This is a genomic window from Streptomyces sp. CA-106110 (genome assembly GCF_050936285.1).
GTDB lineage: Bacteria > Actinomycetota > Actinomycetes > Streptomycetales > Streptomycetaceae > Streptomyces.
In genome coordinates, this window is record NZ_JBNJNB010000002.1 from 955,092 (window position 1) to 975,165 (window position 20,074).

A 20,074-nucleotide genomic window follows, 5' to 3' on the forward strand; every position below is an offset into this window, starting at 1 on the left:
GCTCAGGCCGCCTCTTGGTCCAGCGGACCAGGAGGTCTTACGCCCTCGGCACCGTCCGGGTTCCAACCTGCCCGGACCAGCATCACACGGGCGGAGTTCTTGTCCCTGGGCGAGACGGCTCCGCACACGGTGCAGGCATAGGTTCTCATCGAGAGAGGGAGTGCGTGCTTGGTTCTCGCCCCGCACGTTGCGCAGTCCATCGTGGTGTGCGCCGGGTGCACGAGGCGGACGTCCCGTGCGTGCTTGCGCCCCATCTCGACCAGAGCGCGTTTGGTGGCGGCGATGGCGGCATCGGCCGCCTTGCGGGCCATCGCGGTTTTCGCGAGGAACTTCGGGCGGAAATCCTCCACCGCCACCCCGTCATGATCACGCATCACGGACTTGGCCCACTTGCGGCCGGTGTCCTCCCGCTGCCGCGCGACCTTCTTGTGCAGCTTCGCGGCCTGTGCCTGCGCCTTCCGGTAACCCTTGGATGCGGGCCGGCCCTTCGGGCGCCGGCGCCGGGCCATCATCCGCTGGTAGCGGGCGAGCCCCTGCGCGGCCTGCTTGCCGTGCTCGGCATGCGGGAGATCGTAGGCGTCATCCGTGGTGGTGGCGGTCTCCTTCACACCCCAGTCCACCCCGAGCACCCGCCCCGTGAGGGCAAGCGGTTCGGTCCGCGCGGGGGCGACGAAGGACACATACCAGTGCCCGAGCGTGTCCTGGTACACGCGCACACTCGACGGGTCGGCCGGAAGAGCCCGCGACCACACCACGCTCAGCACGATCTGGCCCGCAAGGTGCAGACGACCGTCCTTGAGGCGGAAACCCCGCTTCGTGTAGTTGAGGCTCGGCCTGGCCTCCCGCTTCCGCTTGAAGCGGGGCATCCCCGCCCGGCGGTGCTGCGCAAGCCCGTCCTTGACGTCCTTCAACGCCTTCGCCCGCGACTTGGCGAAGTCCCGAATCACCTGCTGCTGCGGCACCGAGGCACCCTCGGCCAGCCACGGCATCACCCGACGCGCCTCGGTCAGCATCCTGTCAAGCTGGGCCGGACCACACGTCAGCTTCTCGCCGGACTCCTTGCTCTGCTGGTGGACCTGCTTGGACTTGGCCACGCATTCGTTCCAGAGCCAGCGGCAGCGCTCCCACTCGGCTTCGAGTGCGCGCCGGGCTGTCTTCGACAGGCGTACACGGAAGGTGTACCGGGCATGCCCGGTGTCCTTCGTGGTCGCTTCTGTCGTCATGCATCCGAACCTACCTGGGAGGACTGACAGTTGAGAGTTCTTGACCGTTGTGGGCGGCATCACGGCCGTGCGGGGTGGACGCCGGATCGCCCTGACGGCGATCCGGCTGTCCCTGCCCTGCTCCGCAGGAGTCCGATTCCTCCCCGGCCTGAAGGCCGGGGCATCCTCGGAGAAATCCGGTGAACCCCCAGGTCGAGAAGCTGGGACACTGAAACCGGGTCTGCCGAATACCACTCGGTGTCCTCGTGCAGCGCTGGGATGACGATGGGCCGTTCTTCGGACATGGCGACTATTTGCGGAGAAAGCGATGGAAAATTAAATTTGTCTTCCTGAGTGATCTCTGCGGTGAGGAGCTCGTGGACTGATTTCGCGGCCATTTTCCGCATCGGAGTATCGGGTTCGACCGCCTCCCCCGGGTCATGCATGCTTACCACCGATTCCAGGAGGTCGACCGAGGTGAAGTCGGCCGCCTTCGGAACGATTGCTTCGCAGAATTCTGTGGCGGTCTGGGTAGGGTCCAAAGTTGTCCCTATGCGTTTGATGGCACGACTCATGAGCGATAGGCGTTCACGAGATCGCATGGACTTGGAAATGTCGAATACAATATTCGCCAGTCCGAGGATCCGCTGCGACTGGTCCTCCAGTCGAAAAATGGAAGCGACCAGCAGTTGTCATAGATGGCATCTGTGAATTCGAAGCTGCGAAATCGTGCGCCGACAATCGACCGTCCCGTCATGAGTACATACCGCAGAGCCCGTTCGTAGTCCTTCAACTGCACGTGGGTTGGAAGCTCAAGGGCACTGCGCCCGACGAGTTCGGTGTCGGGGACGTGCAGCCATCGATGCAGTGTTGTGTTCGCAAATGTTATATGCAACTCTGCGTCGTAAATCACCAGACCTATATGGGAACTGTCGAACAAGGCTTTCAGAAGTGCCGAGTTTTCGCCCGCACGCTTCATGCTTTCGATGTCGGTTATGGTGGCCAACCACATGCGCGTGCCCGTCTCATGGGGATTCGGAACCGAATCCAGTCGCAGCCATCCCTCTGCGTTGGAGCCCTCGTGGCGACGCAAGAGCACCTTACCTGCCCAACTGTCCCCCTTTTGAAATCGCCCGGCTATAAGTGCGCGGTCGGACTCCTCGACCAGCAATGAGGTCACTGGCTGCCCAAGGATGTCCTTTGCAGAGTAACCAAGCCACTCGTCCGGCTCTGGAGTCCACGCAATTACCGTGCCGTCGGCGCCCAGCGTCGCGGTGGCTACCGACGCCTGTACGGAGAGATATCCGGAGGCACTGCCTGCCGAAGTCGGGTGCGTATTCATGGCCACGCCTCCCATCCGCCTTCTTCTCCCAGCCTCCTACAGGCCCGGGAACTTCTCCACGCCTGGCACCCGGGCCAGGCCACAGCAATAAATCCCGGCGAACTGATCCAGCCCTTGTAAGTCCGCCGGCTTATGCCTGCACAGATTCGGACCCTGCCCCTGCCACACGGAAGAAGCGGCCCCCGGCCGGGTGCGTGCCCGGCAACTGCGATCAACGTGTACTGCTTCAGAAGAGGGGGAAACGCCGTATCGGCCGGCTCTCCCTTCCGTGCGCGGCCGGGTAGGCACACGACGGCAGCCGTTGACGACGACAGGAACGCTGGTTGCGCGGCGCCGATCATCGGAAGTCTTCCGGGCCGCACCCTTCCCCAGAGAGCAGCAGGCGGTCGACGGCGGATCCGGCCCTGGCCGTCAGGGCCTTGGTCACCGTCTTTGGCGGTGCGACGACGGCGAACGCCTCAAGGACGTCGTCGTCGATGAGTTCAAACATCCTGTCGATCTGCTCAGGGTCCCCGCTGACGGATATCGTGTGCAGGGCCTCGCCCAGGTCGCCCCAGCCGTGGATCTCCAGGACCTGGCGGTAGGACGGAGTGCTGCCGTACCAGGCAATCCTGGCGCGGATGGCCCGCTTGCTCGCAAAGAACTCCTCCTCGGACGATCCCGAGACGACGAAGGGGGCGAAGGCGAGCTCGAAGTCGGCACGTTCCTTGCCCGCAGCCCGAAGGCCCCGATCGAGCGCTGGCAGGGTGATCTCTTCGAGATACTTCTTCGTCGTGAACGGATGCAGGATCAGTCCGTCGGCTACTTCTCCGGCCGTCTCGGTCATCCTGCCCCCTACTGCGGAGAGGAAGACGCGCGGTGCGCCGTAGTCGTTCGGCGCGGGGGTGAACTCGGCCGACATGAGCGTGTGTCGATAGAAATCGCCCTCGAACTCCAGCCGGTCACCGGTGTTCCAGGCGTGCCAGATGGCCCGCAGGGCGAGTACGTATTCGCGCATCCGTGCAGCCGGCCGGCTCCATTCCATGGAGAACCGCCGAGTGATGTGCGCTTTCACCTGCGTACCCAGGCCGAGGATGAATCGGCCCTCCGAGATGGCCTGCAGGTCGTGCGCCATGTGCGCGACGTTCATCGGAGAGCGCGCGAAGGCGACTGCGATCCCTGTTGCGATGTCGGCGCGGTTCGTGCTCAGGGCGGCAGGGACGAGTGAGACGAACGGATCAGAGTTGATCTCGCTGCGCCACAGTCCGTCGTACCCGAGCGCCTCCAGTTCGGCTGCTTCGTGTCCGGTACCGGTGGGTGTTGCGCGTATCTGTCGGTCGATCTTCATGGTGGGACGTGCTCCTTGAGGTGAGGTGCCTCGCGCCGGCAGCACCCCGCCTTGAGGCGACCACTGCGGTGGGCTTTCGAGTCGGTCACGTCGGTGTCAAAGAGCCGACGGTCTTGCGGGGCTGCTCACAGCAGCGGGTTGCGCTCGATCGCCGCCGGAACTCCCGCTTCCGCACACCCACCCGCGCTTTGTATGACAACATACATCGTTCATAGCGTCGATGATCTCGTCAAGCCCCAGCGGCCCGGTCCCGGTATGACCCGGCCGGGTGACACGTCATCGAGTCCGCCGACGCCAGGTGATTCACACCCTCCGCGGGAATGCCGCTGCCGCATCGAGGGACAGGCGGCACCCGGCCGGCTGTCACTTACGGCCCGCGGGGCCTTCACGGGGCGCCGGCGATCTTGGGGCGTGCACAGGAGGCACGACCGCGGTGAGGATCGCCACCCCCGCAGCCGGCGACACCAAGGCGCCGACACCTCCGACCAGCGATGTCCCCGGAATGCGGCGACCGCCGCACCGGCGGGCAGGAGAGCCGACACCGGCCGACGGCGACGCACCGCGAACGCAACCCGACCGCCAAGGCCGGAACCCCACACCGACCGCGCCGGCTCCGTGGTGCAGGGCCTCACACGTCGGCCGCGCTCAAGGAGTGCCGCCACCGTCAGGAACAGGACGAGCGGGGCGTCGGTGCCCACAGCACGCTCTGGCCGGATCCGTGGGAATTACGGCCGGGCTGCGGCGATAACGAATCTCGGCAAAACGGTTGCAACGGGATAAAGACCAAATGCGCCGGTCACGCCGCTCCCCCCTTCCACCGCTTCTCTTCGGAGTCATGATGCAAGGTCTCCCCCCCTCCGAAAACCCCGTCCGGGAGGTCCCAGCAGGTCTCAGGCATGCGGCTGCCGCCACCAAAGCGGCCACCGGGGCCGGTGAGCAGATCGCCCTGCTGGGCACCGCTAGCCACACGATCGGAACCACGCTGGACCTGTGCCGAACGGTCCAGGAAATGACTGCGGTCCTGGTACCGGCGATGGCCGACTACGGCACGGTCGACCTGCTGGAACCGGTACTCCGTGGCGAAGATCCGCCCACCTCCGGACTGGACGACCGGTCCGCTTGGCATCGAGCGGCCGTGCACGGCATCGACCAGGGCCCCCTGCGCACCCTGCGGGATGCGCTGCCGCAACTCGACGCCGCCTGCCCGCTCTGCGAGCCCATACTGGTGCCCCGGCTGGACCACGACGGCAACTGGCCGCACCCGAAGCGGCCCAGTGGCGCGAACCTCCGCAGGTTCGGCCTCCACTCGATGATGGCCGTCCCACTCGCCACACGGGGGCAGGTCCTGGGACTGGTCACCCTCTATCGTGGCCGGCACCGCGTGCCCTTCTCCCAGGCCGATCTGCGGATAGCCACACATATCGGCGCCTTCGCGGCGCTGGCGCTCGACAACGCCCGCCGCTACGCCCGCGAACGGGCCGTCGCGCTGGAACTGCAGATGAGCCTGCTGCCGCGCGAAATCCCCCTCCACCCAGGGCTGGAAATCACCCACCGCTACCGGCCCGCCAGCCGCTCGGCGTTGGTCGGCGGCGACTGGCTCGACGTCGCGGCCCTGCCGGACGGGCGCGTCGCGCTCACCATCGGCGACGCGAGCGGACACGACATCCACGCCGCAGCAGTCATGGGCCGACTACGGACACTCATGCAAGCCGGAGTCAGCCAAGGCAGGGAACCGGCCGAACTGCTCACCACAATCGACGCACTCATGGCCGCCGGCCACGCCCAGTCCGACATCGCAACCTGCCTGCACGGCATCTACGACCCGGCCTCCCGTCGTTGCACCATCGCCCGGGCCGGTCATCCACCGCCCGCGATCCTCCACCCCGACGGCTGCGTGGAGTTCCCCGATATCCCCGCCGGTCCGCCGCTGGGCATCGGTGAGCAGCGCTACACCACTGCCGAACTGCAACTCACCGAGGGCGACATCCTCATGCTGTACACCGACGGGCTGATAGAGACCCACGATCAGGACATCGACGTCGGAATGGACCGCCTGGCCACCGCACTCGGCCGCGGCGGCCACTCGCTGAACCAGCTGTGCGACTCCATCCTCACCGATCTGTGCCCACACGGCGGCGAGGACGACATCACCCTCCTGGCGGTGGCGATCAGGGGCCTGCCCCACCACCGCACCGCCTCATGGGACCTTTCCTGCGGCAGCACCGAGCCCTGTCGGGCGCGCCACCTCATCCGCGGCCAGCTGGAACAGTGGAACCTGCCACTGCTCGCGGACACGGCAGAGCCTCTGGTCGAGGAACTGCTCAGTGCTGCCACCTGCGACGACGGTTGCCCCCTCGGTGTCCGCCTGCACCGCACGGATGTGCTGCTCGTCGAGGTGCTCGACACCTGCAGAACCATGAGCGCGGCACCGCAAGGTGAATGCGACGACCGGGAATTGCGCATAGTCGGCGAACAGGCACAGCATTGGGGAGTTCGCGACCATGCCGACGGCAGGACTGTCTGGTTCGAAATTCCTTTGGGCTCAGAGGCAGAGACCTCAACACGGTCTCAAAGACGCTGATGCCCCGCGCAAGCTCACCAAGGACTCACTGAAGGTCTCGGCAACAGCAGTCCGTACGAGCCGGGAGCAGGGTCTGCGGAAGCAGACGGCGAGGAGGCTCCCCGAACCCCTGCAGCAGTTCCCGCGGCCGGCAAAGGGACTCCCCGCGACCTCGGTGCCGACGGGCTCCCAGCAGTCGGAATCGTGTGCTGTACTCCGGAGCCTGACGGCGAAGGGACGGCCGAGGGAGATGTGGCCGGGGGCGGATCCGGGTCCTGGGTATGAAACACCGAGGGCCTTCCCGCCGGCTCAACCGGCGCCGGCTGTCGATGGGCGAGGAGAAGCAGGGCGCAGGCCAGCGCCGCAGCCAGGCCGGCGAGGCCGGCCAGGACGAGGCCTGCGCGGCCCGACGAGAAGCGCACGGCAGCAGGCGCGGTCGGCGGGGCGGCGGGCCGCAGGCCGTTCAGGTCGACGGCGGATGCCCGGGCGCGCAGGGCCGCGCGCAGTCGGCGCTCAAGCAACTCCTGGTGAGGGCGGAAGCGGTGTTCGCTCATCGAGATGCCTCCAGGAATTGCGCCCGGCCGACACGACACAAGGCCTGGGCGGATGCGTGCCAGGTCATCGAAAGGCCTCGATCTGCCGCCCCAGGGCGTCCAATGCACGACTGGCGGTGGACTTGACCGTGCCACGTGACAGTCCCAGGGTGTCGGCGATCTGGGCCTCGGTGAGGTTGGACCAGTAGCGCAGGACCAGAACCTCACGCTGGCGCCGGGTCAGGCGCCCAAGGGCGTCCAGCACCTCTTGGTGCTCCTCGTGCAGCAGCACGTACTCCTCGGCAGGCGGGGCGTGGCCCTCGTGTTCGGGGACATGTGCGCGGGCGGTCCGGCGGCGGCGCAGGACCGAGCGGGCGGCATTGACGACGCTGGTGCGCAGATAGGCCGCCGGGTCGTCCACGCCGGCCAACTGGTCGCCGTACCGGCGCAACAGCGCCGCGAAGGCGTCCTGGACCACGTCCTCGGCTGTGGGAAGGTCATCCACCAAAAGCACAGCCAGCCGCACAAGGTCCAGGCGGCGATGGTGGTACAACTCGACGATCCCGGGCCTGCGCGGGGCGACGGCCGCGATCGCGAGCGGCACCGGAGACAGTTCAGCGCCGGCCGCACCCGCCCGCCCGTCGGCCGAGCGGTGCAGCAACCATGCCCCGACACGGCGCATCAGGCGCGCGAGGGCGCAGGCAGGCGCGCGTTCCCGCACGCGTGCGGACGACGGCAGGCCGTGGGGCCTGGTCGGGGCAACCGGAATCGTCGCTGTGCTCATGGGTCTCCTGGACGTGGTGGTGCTCGCCCGCACCCGTGCAAGGCAGCCGGTGGCGGACGGAGGGGGCTGCCGGGCACCCGCCCGGCAGCCCCGTGTGCCCCGGACCGCAAAGCGGCTCGGGCCCGGTCAGTGGCCCAGTTGCTCGGCTCACTGTCCGATCGTCATCGGGCGGAACTCGAGCACCATGCCGTGCTGCTCGACCACCCGAGCGTCATCGGCGGATGCCGAGTTTCCTGGCCTCTTCGAGCGTCATCGGCTGTGCAACGGAGTGCGGGTGAGGCCCGTACGGCCCGGGCATCGGCTGCGCAGACGCCGAACCCTTAGGCCCATACGGCCCCGGCATCGGCTGCGCAGACGCCGAATCCTTAGGCCCGTACGGCCCCGGCATCGGCTGCGCAGACACGCCGCCGTGCTGGTGGTCCGACTCCTCGGCCGTCATCGGCTTGGCGGAGCCTGCGGCGGCATGGGCGGTGAAGGCGCCGCCGACAGCGAGCGCCGCGCCGACAGCGGAGGTTCCCAGGATGGTGCGCATCCGGCTCGGTCGGAGGCTCCGTTGAGAAGCGTGTCGTGCCACGAGGTTTCTCCTCGAATCAAATTGCTGATAGTGAGTCGGGCGTCCGCCGCGGGTGGCTTCCCGTGACAGCGGCCCTGTGGGGAGGCGCCTCCACCTGGACAGACGTGCGATCGGCCTCGGGGTTGCGGGGCGGTCCAGACTCTTCGGTGGCTCTCAGGTGACGTCCATCACGTGCGCCTGTGCCGTGCGCGTCGGACCGCTTCCGCTCGGCGGGGCACCCGGCCAAACGAAGGTCCGCGGGCCCCGCGCGGCCAGGTTGTTCCTCTCGAGAGGACTGCGGTCGCAGCCGACGGGCGCAGGCCGATCTTGCCCTCTGTGCGGCGCCGCCCGCCTGGACGGGGACGCGGCGAGAGGCCCAAGCAGCCGGCCCGGCCGCCATCAGGGCGAACACGCCCACGAACAGCCATCCGGCCTGCCGGTCGGAAGCTGCCCACGCGGTGAGTGCGGGGGCGCACCACCACGCCGATACCCACCCTGGCCATTACATCGCCGCCCTGGCCGCAAAGCGGCCTTCCGGCCGCCGCTGTGCACCCGCGAGGCCGGCGCGGAGCCAACAACGAAGGTGCCTGGAGCAGAACATGGTGGGGGCCTTTCCGGGTGGTCCCACTCGTGGATCCGAGCGCTGTGCACGCCCCGGGGGGGTTCAACCACCCGGGCGGGCAGCTTCATGGCTCGCCGCTGAGACGCAGTTCCCTCGCATCGGGCCAGGCCCTAGCTCTGCCGCGACGCCGGTTGCCGTATGGGCAGGGAGCAGGTCGCGGTGGTCTTGGGATTCCTCCACAGGGAGGTGGACGGCCGCCGAGAGGGTCGTCGCCTCGGGCGGTTCCTTCATCGCACCCCAGATGATCTGCCGCCTCGACGACTTCGCCCTACGCGACCCCGTCCGTGCCGGCCGGCTTCGGGCCGACGGGCGCGTGGCTGTGCATCCAACCGCACTGCCGGCCCCTGCCATTTGGCCGGATCCGTGGACTCCACGGCCAGACGAGCGGCCACGCCCGCAAAAGCGGACACGGTTGGAACCCGTGTAGGCGCCTTACACGCTCAGACGATCCCCGAGAGCCGGCCCGCTTTCGGAGCCACCGGAAAGGGGCTTGCACATGTTTCAGATCATCCTCGTCCGGCATGCGGAGACCACTTGGAATCGGCAACGGCGCTACTACACCGGACAAGACGACCCCGGCTACACCGGACAAGACGACCCCGGCCTCACCACCGCGGGCGAGCGCGAGGCGGCATTGCTCCGTCCGCACCTGGCGACCTATCGTCATGCCCAGGTGCTGTGCAGTCCCGCGCTGCGTGCCCGCAGCACGGCGGCGCTGGCCGGGCTGGAGGTCGAGATCAGCGCGGATCTGCGGGAGTGGAACTACCAACTGCCCGAAGGCCGCACCATGGACGACGGCTGCCCAACCGCACCGTGCCACCATGACGTCTGGAACGACGCCGTCCGGTTCGAGGGCTGTGCAGCCGAGTGTGTGCCGGAGGTGACCGCGCGGGCCGACCGCGTCCTGACCCGCGCCCGTCGCACGCTGCACAGCGGCCAAGACGTGGTCCTCATCTCCCACGGCAACTTCATTCGGATCCTTGCGGCCAGGTGGATCGGCCTGCCGACCACCGTGGCGGCGTACCTGGCCCTGCGCACCGCGTCCGTGGGCCGTCTCGGGGACCACGACGGACGGCCCAGCCTCCTGGGATGGAACTTCAGCCCGACCTTCGACACGCTCTCACCGGGCGGCGGGGCCCGGTTCCCTGTCAACGGCGTGGGACAGCCCCCGTCGGTTTAGGGGCGAGCCAGGCTGTTGGGGGTGGCGGCACCGACCGTCCCGGCCAGCATGCGACGGCACCGATCGAGCAGCCCACGGATGAGTCGCCCCAGGCACCCGCAGACCGCCTTCGGTAACGGCGCGGCCGACGTCCTGGTGCGGCCCAGCACCTGGCGGCACAGACAATCCATATGGAGTCCAGGGGAGCCCGGAGCGGGCACAAGCTCACGCGGTGCGACGGCGGCGAGTTCCTCATCCACGTGAGGGACGTGATCAACGTGCTGGGACGTGCGCGGGCGGCCAGGTACCGGGGCGGTCCGCGCAATCACTCCTCCACGTCCGGCGGGAAGAACCGGCTCTTCTCCCCGCGCTGCCAGGCGGCGCGGACCTGGGGGTCGGACAGATCCCAGTCCCAGCGGCACCGTCGGAGCATCACCCGGAGGTCTTGCCGGAGCTCCTCGACCGTGGGCCGTCCGAAGAACCAGTACCCGTTGTACACCTTGTAGATCTTCAGTCCCGGCTCGCACACCACGGTATGGGGGACCATCTGATCGTGTTCCGGGTCGGTGTACTCGGCAATGTCGAGTTCCCGCTGGACCAGGCGTCCCGGGTCCGAAAGGAACGGCCATTCCGCGGCGACTCCCGAACGGTAGTCGTACGTCTCCTGCAGGCCGCTCGTGGTGATGGTCACCAGCTTGCAGTAGCCGACGCCGGGCTTCATCTCTCGCCACAGCTGGGCCAGACCCTCGTGCTGGCGCTGGTCTTTTGCCGAATATGCCTCCCGGGCCAGCACGATGACCATCGGGTCGTCGCCCTGGATCTCGGACAGGCTCGTCGGCCGGCCGGTGTGATCCGGCAGCCGGAAGTCCGGGAACGTCGCCCCGGCGGTGAGGTCCGCGCGCATCCCCTGCCTCCGCACTCGTTCCCGCGACACGCGCAGGCGCCGACGACGGTTCCCGGCTCTTCGCTCAGTCCCCGACCACGGCCGTCTCGCCTCGCTCCGGTACGGCAGCACCCTAGGCGCGCACGCGGCGTCGCGGGTGCACGCGTGCCCAGGCTGCTCCGTGCGAGTGGGAACTTTCACGCTGCTGCCCGCACCCGGCCCCACCGCTGCGAGCAGGTCGGCTGCAGCGAGACGCGACCTGTTGGTACTTGCGCCGGGGCGGATGCCCGACGCGGCTGGCCACGGATGAGACGGTGCGCAAGGGCCGCGACGAGCTTGCGCTCATCTCGGCGAGTGTCGAGCGTGAGGCGGGTGCGGCGTCCCGCGCTTCAGGGGCGTCGGGGCTCCAGCAGTTCTACTGCCTGAAGGGCCGCTTCCGCCGCGGCACGGACATGGCGCCGGGATGCACGCTCGGCTCGTTTGGGATCTCGGGCACGGATGGCAGCGAAGATCTCGTCGTACTCGCGCTCCGATGCCTCTCGCCGTCCCGGGATCGACAAGGACACCCGGCGCAGCGCGTGGATCCGCGTGTGCAGGGACTCGAGGATTTCCGCGAGGATCGGATTCCGGGCGCCGCGTACCAGCAGTTCGTCGACGTGGTACATCGCTTCCAGACGCTGCTCAAGATCGTCGGGTAGCGGATCGGGCAGGTGGAGAAGCTCATCGACTTCCGCATCGGAGGCCCTCTTGACGAACAGCTCCGCCGCGGTGGGCTCAAGCGCTGCCCGCACTTCGTAGATGTGCTGGACGGAGTCCCGGTCAAGGGAGGCCACCCGCAGGCCGCGCCCCCGCCCCGTCTCCAGGAGGCCCAGGGCCTGCAGATGCCGCAGCGCCTCACGCACGGAGGTTCGGCTCACCCCGGTCAACTCGACCAGCTCCCGCTCGGTCAGCCGCTGCCCGGGGGCGAGCACACCCGAGAAGATCGCTTGACGGATGGCCTGTACGACTCTTCCCCGAAGCGACTCTTCGGGCACGTCAATACGCAGTGCATGTTCGAGACTCACTGTCCACCCCACCGAGCGCAGTTTTTGTATGATGGACTACATCTTACAAAGCTGTGCTCTGGGCGGAGTGGGGAGATCACAGGCTTGGGCGCCTGGCGGCCCCACCGCAGGTATCGGGCTAGTCCGTCGAGGTGGATTAGCGAGTCGTAGTGATCCTGCGGCAGAGTGTGACGCGCACGTCCGGCACCCAGGCGACGTCGGGCACCCTCCCCGGCGTGGTCTCACGGCTTCGCCGACCAGCGTCCGGAGGGACGTGTCACGCGGGCTGACGACTTTCGGTCGTACGGCACCAGGGCACGAAGACGATCGGCTCAAGGCACTGAGCATCACTCGGTTTCCCTGAGCCGCGTCAGAGACGCTAGATGGTGTCGAGTTGGCGTGCGTTGGTGCGCGGGCCGAACAGCGCGACGGCCACACTCATCACCAGGATCAGGGCCGCGCAGGCTCCGAAGAGCACCCCGGGACCGAAGGCGTAGAGCATCGGCAGGGTTGCGAACGGCAGCACTGCCGAGACCAGCCGGGACAGCGAGTAGGTGCGACCGGCCGCAGTGCTGCGTACCGAGGTCGGGAACAGCTCCGGGGCGTAGGCGTGGCTGACGTTCCCCATCACCACGTTGCACACGTTCAGCGCGGCGCCGGCGACGACGATGAGCACGGCCGAGGTGGCCGCGCCGTACAGCACGCCGCACACGGCTACCAGTACGGCGGACGCCGCCAGCACATGCTTGCGCTCGAACCGCTCGACGACGGCCATCGTCAGCACCGCGCCCAGCGGGTACCCGCACGCGCTCGCCGCCGTGTAGCCCAGCGAATGAAGCACGTCGAAGCCCTTGTGGATCAGCACGAGCGGCGCGATGGAAGAGAGCCCGATCACCCCGATGGTCTGGCACACCCAGATCACGCAAGCCAGCACGGTGCGCCCGAGCAGCGGCCGCCTGAGCAGCCTGGGCCGCGTCGATGGCGCGTCGTTGAGTGCGCCCTTGTCCGGCATGGTGGCGGATCGCTGCGGCGAGCGGTTGCGCGCGCCGGGGGCGGCCGCTTCGATCCGCTTCACGGCGCTCAGCGCCTGGTCGAGGCGTCCGTTGGCGGCCAGCCAGCGCGGCGATTCGGGCATGCCTCGGCGCGCCGCCCAGGCGACCACAGCGCCCAGTGCGCTGACGATCAGCAGCCAACGCCAGGAGGCGAGTCCCAGCATCACGCGTGGGAGCGACGCGGCCAGTAGCCCGGACACCGGAAGGGCCCACCAGCCGACGAAGTAGCAGATCCCGCTCAGGCGACCCCGGCCGGCCGCGGGAACCAACTCGGTCAGGTAGGTGTCCACCAGGACGAGTTCGGCGCCGAGCCCGATGCCCACCAGCACCCGCAGCGCCACGAACGCCGCCAGGTTGGGGGCGAAGACGCAGGCAAGGGAGAGTCCGGCGTAGGCCACCAGGTTGATCTGGAACATCGGGCGGCGCCCGAACCGGTCGGAGAGCGGTGCGAGCAGCAGCGCACCCAGCAGTTCACCGATGAACGCCGATCCGATCACCAGCGACTTGTCCGCGGTGGTCGACGCCCAGTGGGCCGGGACGAGCGTGACCAGCAGGCTACCCAGACCCACCTCGAAGAAGTTGAAGAACGTACCTATACCCATGAGCGCCGCGATCCGACGGTGCCAGCGGTTCAGCGGCATGTCGTCCAACCGGGCGGCGATGCCGGCCGGGGACGGAACGAGGCTGGACAGAGTCGGCGGTGTCGCCATGAGGGCCTCCATTTGAGGAACTTGACAATAAGGAACGGGGAGTTCTCCGCTGCTCGCCGCGGGACGCAGCCGTGTCCTCGGCCGTGGCGGGTGATCGGCACGCAGCCGGCGTTGCTTGCGCACGGGCGCGGGCGCGAGTGCCGTTGGTGAGTAAGTGCCCGAAGAACCGGAGGGGGCGCGGCGTCCTGCCGCGGCCCCGCGAGTCACGACGGGCCCGTACGGTCCGTCCGGCTGCGCTGCTCACGCCGCAACCGAGGGGACATGGCCTGCGCACTGGACCAGCGGTCGTCTGCGGTGGGGAGCTCAACCGTCCGACGACGCACGACGCCGGCCGACCTGCTCGGCCGCGGCGTAAGCGGTAGGCAGCGGCCGCCGGGGACAGGGAACCAGGCGTGGCGCGGCAAGGTCCTTGCGCCGGGCGCGGGGGTGCGGAGATCGGTGGCCGGTGACCACGACGCGCCCGACGCCGCCGGCATCACCGGCGAGCGGCGCCCGGATCCGGCAGAGGAAGGCGCGGTTCACGGTCTGGTGGCCGGATGGCTCATCTGCGGGTTCGCCCCCGAGCGCCGCGTCGGACGGGCTCATCGCCGACTCCGCAAAGACCCGGGCGACCTGCCGCGGTCGGCCGCCGCGATCATCTTCATCACACGTCGGACCGTAACATGTATGACAAACATGGGCTAGATCGCGGTCGCCCCCAAACCGCTTTCCCCTCCCCCACCTCCACGACAGAACACGGGTCTCGCCTTGCTGCCCACGGGGGCACTGACCGCGGACGGCTCGCCCGCGGGGGTGCGGGTGCTCCGCTCGGCGCGGCTACATGGGTCCCGAACCGCTCAAGGGGCGCGGTCCGCACCGGTACGTCTTCCAACTGTTCGCCCTGCGCGCCCCCGTCACCTGTGCGGCAGGCGGGCGCCCTGGAGAAGGCAGGACCACGGGCCGTCCTCGCCGCTGCGCGCGGCCCGGCTCTGGCGCGCGGCCGCCTCGACGGGTGGTACGCGCGCTGGCATCGCGACGGACACGTGCCCGCCGGCGGGCCGATGCGCTGCCGCCGGCGCAAGGTGTGTGCGCGGTTCACCCCCGGCGGCTTCGGCCGGCGGCCATCAGCCACCTTCCATGCGCTGCCTCTGATCCGGTTGCGGGCCCCGGCGGGGCTGGGCAAGTTCGCCGCGTTCAAGGCCGTACCTGCGCCTCGCCCCAAACGGCGCCGAAGGGGCCGGGGCACGCGTCGTCCGACTCCAAGACCGCTGCGAAGTCGAAGCCCTCCGCCTCTGCCGGCCCGTCCACACTGCAAGGTCGGCGAACGCAGGCACATCACATTGACGCCGAGGTTTGTATGGTCGTACGTTGTATTACGTCATACAAACTCGCATGGTGGGCCTGGTTGCCGCGGAGGTAACCGCGGCCGGCTCGCCGTGGAGCGCCATCAGGGCAGCGCACGCCTCTGCGCGGATCGCTCTGGAGTTTGTGCACACCGACACCACCCAGCCGACTCGACCAGGCCGATGCCGCAGGTGACCTGCTCCCGCGTCGGCTCCCGCAGAAGACGCCGTCAGTAGGCGGATTGGGACGAAAGCTGTGTCGAACGGGAAGGAATTGGACACACATGACAGGACTACGGCAGGTCGCGATCGTCGGAGTCGGGCAGACCGACTTCGGCGCTCTGTACGCCAACAAGGACGCGCAGCGTGACGCCTACGCGCTGGGGGCCGAGGCCCTCAAGCTGGCGCTGGACGATGCGGGACTGCGCAAGGACGAGGTCGACGGTCTGCTGACCGCGCGGATCGGCTACGAGCACGGTGCCGACGTGCTGGGCATTCCCCACCCCCGAGTCATCAACGGCCTGGAGGGCTCCGGCCGGATGAGCGGTGTAGCCGTCCAGCACGCCGTCGCGCTGATCCAGAGCGGACAGGCGGACGTGGTCGCCTGCGTCTACGGCAACAACGGGCGCTCGGTGAAGATGACCTACAGCGGCGCCTACAGCGAGGCCCCCACTCAGGGCTATGACGCGATGTACGGGATGACCTCGCCCGGGGCCTATGTGGCCATGATGTACCAGCGCTACCGGCACGAGTACGGGGTTCCCGAGGGTGCGCTTGCGCCGCTGGCCATCAACAACCGGCGTAACGCCGCGCTGAATCCGGTCGCCGTCATGCGCGAGGAGCTCACCGAGGAGCAGTACCTCGCGTCCCGGTACATCGCGGAACCGCTGCGGTTGTACGACTACTGCCTCATCAACGACGGCGGTGTGGCGCTGATCCTCACCACGCTGGAGCGGGCCAGGGATCTGGCCAAGCGGCCTGTGCGTATCGCGGCCACCGCCGCACGTGGAGATCTGAGCAACTACTACACGAGCACGGACTTCTTCTTTTCCGCCTCGCAGGACGTGGCCAAGCGCGTCTACGGCATGTCGGGCTACGGCCCGCAGGACATGGACTGCGTGCAGATCTACGACAACTTCACCCCTACCCTCCTGTTCTCGCTGGAGGGCTTCGACTACGCGCCGCGCGGCGAGGCGTGGAAGTGGGCGACGGCGGACCGGATCGCCCGCACCGGCCAGACGCCGATCAACACGGCCGGCGGGCACACCAGCGAAAGCTACATGCAGGGGTGGGCCCACCACGTCGAGGCCGTGCGGCAGATCCGCGGCGAGACCGGCGAACGGCAGGTGGCCGACTGCAACATCGCGCACTACATCTGTGCTTCTCCCATCGTGACCTCGCACGTGCTGGTCGGAGAGTGAGTCAAGACATGAACACCGACCTGCTCATCGCGATGCTTCCTGCAGTCACCGACGCCAACCGCGGTTTTTGGGAGGGCACCCTGGTCGGGGAACTGCGCCTGCAGTACGGCGACTCGGCAACCCCCCGCTTCCCCGAGTATCCCGTCGACCGCGTCACTCTGAACGAGAGCCTCACCTGGCGCAAGGCCAGCGGCCGGGCCACATTGTGGTCGTGGATACGGATGCACCAGCGCTACGTGCCCGCCTTCGCCGACGAGACGCCCTATCTGGTGGCCTTCGTCCAGCTGGAAGAAGGCCCCTTCATGGTGTCGACGATCGTCGACCCGCCGGACGATCTGCAGTGCGGCATGCCTCTTGAGGTCGTGTTCGAGCGCCTCAGCAACGACCGGGCCATCCCCAAGTTCAAGGTGGTGGGCCGATGAGCAGCGCGGATCAGCACGCCACAGAGCCGGAGATCCTTCTCGACCACCTCGGCAACGGCGTCTCGCAGATCACCTTCAACCGGCCCCGCCAGCGCAATGCCATGAATCTGGCTGCCAGGGTCGGTCTGGTCAGGGCGCTCGACGAATGCCGCGGCAAGACGAAGGTCATTCTGCTGACCGGCAACGGTCCCGCGTTCTGCGCGGGGGTCGATCTGAAGGAGGGTCAGGTCAGCACGGGGGACGCCGAACTGGACAAGCGCACCGAATGGGCTGCGGTACAGGAGGAGATCCGCAACCACCCGGCGATCGTCATCGCGGTGGTCGGCGGGTTCGCTCTCGGCGGCGGCTCGACCCTGATCAACGTGTCCGACCTGGCGATCGCCGCCCAGGAAGCGAGCATCGGCATGCCGGAGATCGGCTTCGGGCTGTACCCCACGCTCGCCGGCCCCGCCGCCCAGCTGCGCATCAGTCCCAAGCGTGCTGCCTGGATGGTACTGACCGGAGAACGCATCGACGGTGCCACTGCCGCCCGGTGGGGCCTGGTCAATGCGGCCGTTCCGCTCGACAAGCTCGAAGCCGAGGCAAGGGCTGTCGCCGAAGGCGTCGCGCGGTTCGACGCCACCGCTCTGGAATGGGCGAAGAAGGCACTGTGGAAGATCCCGGGCGAGATCTCCGAATGGACGGCGGCCATCGCCTTCGGCCACGAGGTGGCCGGCGAGATCAGCGCCCGCAGCACCGCCCTGGCGGAAGGCCTGGGCCGGTTCCGGGCCGGCGAGCGCAATCCGGGGCAGGGGTGATGCCCGTGCCCCGCCCGCTTCGCATCGTCGAGCTGTCCGGCACCGTCTCCGCTGCGGCCTGCGGGCGGCTGTTCGCGGGCCTGGGCCACGAGGTGGTCCTGTGCGAGCCGCCGTCCGGGCATCCGCTGCGCGCCCGGGAGTTCACCTTCACCGCCCTCAGTGCCGGAAAACTCAGCCGGGTGCTACAGCCCGGCGACGATCCCCAGGCCTGGCAGGACCTGCTCGCTCGTGCGGATGTACTGATCACCGACTGGACACCATCGGCCGCAGAGGCGGCGTCCATCTCCCCAGATCACCTGCGCACACGGTTCCCGCACCTGGTGGTGGTCTCCCTCACCCCCTTCGGCCTCACCGGCGACCTCACAGAGATGCCGGGCGACAGCCTGCTCGCCGAGGCTTACGGCGGCCTGGCCAACATGATCGGGAATCCGGGCGAGCGGCCCTTGAGCCTGGGCGGTGAGCAGGCCGCCCACGCCGCCGCCTTCGTCGGACTCTACGGCGCCATGCTGGCCGTCAGGAGGCGGGAGACCACACGGCTCGGCGACTGCGTGGAGGTGGCTCTGAGCGATGTGGCCGCCTACATGGACTGGAAGAGCGACATCACCCTGGGGCTCGGCGGGCCGGTCCCGGTGCGTAGCGGCGCCTCCCGGGGCACGTGGCGCGTGGTGCCGGCCAAGGACGGCTGGATCGGGGTGATCTTCCTGCCGCACCAGTGGTCCGCCCTCGTGGAGCTCATCGGTGACAAGCGCCTGGCCGACCCCGGCCTGTGCGATCCCCTGCAGCGAACAGAGCGGGCCGAGGAGTGGTGGCCTGTGGTCGCGGAAGCGATCGCACACCGGGAGACGGCTGAGGTCTACGCCAGCGCGCAGCAGCTGGGGCTTCCCTTCGGGTATGCGTGCACCGCCCATGACCTGCTGGTCAACGAGCAGCTCAACGCCCGCGGCTTCGTCCTGCCGACGGAGCGGCGCCGCAGGGACGCGCCAGTGGTCACCTTGCCGGTACCGCTTGGTGAGCCGGAAGGCCCCCCGGCGCGGCGCCCCCGCCTCGGTGAGCACCACGGCGTTCTCGCCGCGGCAAACCGCGCGCCCGCCCGCGTCGATGACCGCGGTGACGTACGGGTTTCGGACGGGCCGCTGACGGGTCTGGTCGTGGTGGACTTCGGCACCATCACCGCAGGCGCGGCCACGAGCCGCCTGCTCGCCGATTACGGGGCCACCGTCATCAAGATCGAGTCGCGGAGCCACCCCGACGGCTTCCGTCACTGGGTGATGCCCGGCAGTACGCCGCCCGCTGACCCCGCTCACTGGGCATCACCGATGTTCGACTCGAACAACGTCGGCAAAATCGGCCTGTGCCTGGATCTGAAGACCGAAGGCGGCCGGCGTTTCGCGCATCGTCTCATCCGCCGCGCCGACGTCCTGGTCGAGAACTTCCGACCGGGAGTCACCTCCCGTATGGGCATCGACTACCAGACCGTCCGGCAGCTCAACCCGGACCTGATCTACCTGTCCCTGTCCAGCCAGGGAAGCAGCGGCCCGGAATCCCGATACAGCTCCTACGGCTCGACGCTCGACCTGCTGTCCGGACTCGCCGCCGTCACCGGCTATCGCGATGGCCCGCCCCTGTGGTCATCGGGCGATGTCAACTACCCGGACCAGGTCGTGTCCCTGCTGGGCGCCGCGCTGGTGGCCCACAGCGTCGTCACCGGGCAGCGTGGTGTGCACCTCGACGTCTCCCAGCGCGAAGTCGTCGCCTGGACGCTGGCCGACCAATGGGCGCACTACGCCTGGACCGGACAGGCCGCCACGCCCCGGGGGAACCGCAGGCCGGGCACAACACCCCACGACACGTATCCGACGGCCGACAAGGACGGCTGGGTGGCCATCGCCTGCTCGGCCGCCGAGCACCGCGACGCGCTGGCCGCCCTGATCCCCGAACTGCCCGCCCAGGCGCCGGAGCAATGGTGGTGGGACCACCAGGATCACGTCGACGCCCTCGTCACCGACTGGGCCACGCAGCACCCCCGCGCCGAAGTGGTCGCGCTCCTGCAGCAGGCAGGAGTCCCCGCGGTTGCGGTGAACACTGCGGCGGACCGGGCCGCGGACGAGCGGTACCTGCGGCGCCGGGTCCGCCTGGTCGCGCCGGGCGGACGGCGACTGAAGGGATTCCCCCTGCTACTGCACGGCTATCGCCCGCCGACACCGGCCGCAGCCCCCGCGCTGGGTGAGGACGCCTCCGACTGGGACGACCCAGCCATCAGCGCGTTCCTGAAGCAGACCCTCCACCCCGACGCGGCCACACCCCTGCCCTTCGATCACCGCCCCTTCGACGCATAGGTGGAA

General features: G+C 68.7%; 14 protein-coding genes. 7 read left to right on the plus strand and 7 right to left on the minus strand.

The features are described 5' to 3' along the window. Window positions 1–2: 2 nt before the first annotated feature. From ACQEXA_RS61990 to ACQEXA_RS62000, 3 genes are all read right to left on the minus strand, one after another. Entirely contained in the window at window positions 3–1,223 is a 1,221-nt protein-coding gene (locus tag ACQEXA_RS61990) for an RNA-guided endonuclease InsQ/TnpB family protein (protein WP_433135413.1), read from the minus strand. 550 nt (window positions 1,224–1,773) lie between these two features. After that, entirely contained in the window at window positions 1,774–2,544 is a 771-nt protein-coding gene (locus tag ACQEXA_RS61995) for a PAS domain-containing protein (protein ID WP_433135415.1), read from the minus strand. A 337-nt stretch (window positions 2,545–2,881) separates the two neighbouring features. Continuing rightward, window positions 2,882–3,871, minus strand: coding sequence for a TIGR03617 family F420-dependent LLM class oxidoreductase (locus tag ACQEXA_RS62000; protein ID WP_432942255.1), 990 nt, complete (start codon window positions 3,869–3,871; stop codon window positions 2,882–2,884). Window positions 3,872–4,880: 1,009 nt separating this feature from the next. Here ACQEXA_RS62000 and ACQEXA_RS62005 point away from each other — a divergent pair. Then, entirely contained in the window at window positions 4,881–6,452 is a 1,572-nt protein-coding gene (locus ACQEXA_RS62005; RefSeq protein ID WP_432942257.1) for a PP2C family protein-serine/threonine phosphatase, read from the plus strand. Window positions 6,453–7,049: 597 nt separating this feature from the next. Here ACQEXA_RS62005 and ACQEXA_RS62010 read toward each other — a convergent pair. Then, a complete protein-coding gene (locus ACQEXA_RS62010; protein WP_432942259.1) occupies window positions 7,050–7,748 on the minus strand; it encodes a SigE family RNA polymerase sigma factor in 699 nt (232 codons plus the stop codon). A 1,671-nt stretch (window positions 7,749–9,419) separates the two neighbouring features. Between ACQEXA_RS62010 and ACQEXA_RS62015 the strand changes: the two genes are divergently transcribed. Then, entirely contained in the window at window positions 9,420–10,103 is a 684-nt protein-coding gene (locus ACQEXA_RS62015) for a histidine phosphatase family protein (RefSeq protein ID WP_433135418.1), read from the plus strand. Window positions 10,104–10,407: 304 nt separating this feature from the next. Here ACQEXA_RS62015 and ACQEXA_RS62020 read toward each other — a convergent pair whose 3' ends face one another. The 3 genes from ACQEXA_RS62020 to ACQEXA_RS62030 form a co-directional block, all read right to left on the minus strand. Beyond that, window positions 10,408–10,986, minus strand: coding sequence for a peroxiredoxin family protein (locus ACQEXA_RS62020; protein ID WP_359406334.1), 579 nt, complete (start codon window positions 10,984–10,986; stop codon window positions 10,408–10,410). 368 nt (window positions 10,987–11,354) lie between these two features. Next, window positions 11,355–11,999: a GntR family transcriptional regulator gene (locus tag ACQEXA_RS62025; protein ID WP_433135420.1), complete on the minus strand. Its 645-nt coding sequence runs from the start codon at window positions 11,997–11,999 to the stop codon at window positions 11,355–11,357. A 388-nt stretch (window positions 12,000–12,387) separates the two neighbouring features. Continuing rightward, window positions 12,388–13,770, minus strand: a complete 1,383-nt coding sequence (locus ACQEXA_RS62030) for an MFS transporter (protein WP_432942264.1) — start codon at window positions 13,768–13,770, stop codon at window positions 12,388–12,390. Window positions 13,771–14,590: 820 nt separating this feature from the next. Between ACQEXA_RS62030 and ACQEXA_RS62035 the strand changes: the two genes are divergently transcribed. The 5 genes from ACQEXA_RS62035 to ACQEXA_RS62055 all read left to right on the plus strand — a co-directional run bounded on the left by ACQEXA_RS62035 (window position 14,591) and on the right by ACQEXA_RS62055 (window position 20,068). Beyond that, window positions 14,591–15,169 (plus strand): hypothetical protein, encoded by a 579-nt coding sequence (locus ACQEXA_RS62035; protein WP_433135422.1) that lies wholly within the window; start codon window positions 14,591–14,593, stop codon window positions 15,167–15,169. A gap of 207 nt (window positions 15,170–15,376) precedes the next feature. Further along, window positions 15,377–16,513, plus strand: a complete 1,137-nt coding sequence (locus tag ACQEXA_RS62040) for a thiolase family protein (protein WP_432942270.1) — start codon at window positions 15,377–15,379, stop codon at window positions 16,511–16,513. A gap of 8 nt (window positions 16,514–16,521) precedes the next feature. Beyond that, window positions 16,522–16,935: a Zn-ribbon domain-containing OB-fold protein gene (locus tag ACQEXA_RS62045; RefSeq protein ID WP_359406692.1), complete on the plus strand. Its 414-nt coding sequence runs from the start codon at window positions 16,522–16,524 to the stop codon at window positions 16,933–16,935. Then, entirely contained in the window at window positions 16,932–17,732 is an 801-nt protein-coding gene (locus ACQEXA_RS62050; protein WP_433135424.1) for an enoyl-CoA hydratase/isomerase family protein, read from the plus strand. The genes ACQEXA_RS62045 and ACQEXA_RS62050 overlap by 4 nt, the downstream gene beginning before the upstream one ends. Window positions 17,733–17,737: 5 nt before the next feature. After that, a complete protein-coding gene (locus ACQEXA_RS62055; protein ID WP_433135427.1) occupies window positions 17,738–20,068 on the plus strand; it encodes a CoA transferase in 2,331 nt (776 codons plus the stop codon). Window positions 20,069–20,074 lie beyond the last annotated feature (6 nt).